The sequence below is a fragment of the Curtobacterium sp. MCBA15_013 genome, from assembly GCF_001865095.1.
Taxonomy (GTDB): Bacteria; Actinomycetota; Actinomycetes; order Actinomycetales; family Microbacteriaceae; genus Curtobacterium.
The window spans coordinates 25545-25968 of the sequence record NZ_MJGQ01000003.1; the positions used below are offsets into that span (position 1 = coordinate 25545).

Sequence of the window (424 nt, forward strand, 5' to 3'; positions counted from 1 at the left end):
GACGACGCGCAGCGCGACGCCTGGCGCCCGACCACCGCGTTCGTCCGCGACCAGGGCGTCCGCATCGGCATCCAGCTGAGCCACGGCGGTCGCAAGTCGTCCACCGGGCGGAGCTGGGACCGGGTCCGCGGCACCGTGCCCGTGGCGGACGGCGGGTGGCCCGTCGTGGGACCGTCCACCGTGCCGTACACCGGGTACGCGGCCCCGCGGGAACTCAGCACCGACGAGGTCCGCGGGATCCACCGGGCGTTCGTCGCGGCGGGCGTCCGGGCGCGCGACGCGGGGTTCGAGTTCGTCGAGCTGCACGCCGCGCACGGGTTCCTGCTGCACCAGTTCCTCTCCCCGCTCGCCAACACGCGCGACGACGAGTACGGCGGCTCGCTGCACGGACGGGCCCGCCTCCTGCTCGACGTCGTCCGCGACC

The 424-nt window shown here is 75.7% G+C and carries 1 protein-coding gene; it reads left to right on the plus strand.

From position 1 onward, the window contains the following. On the plus strand, window positions 1–424 hold a 424-nt coding region (locus BIV01_RS02065; protein WP_441294368.1), incomplete at both ends, for an oxidoreductase.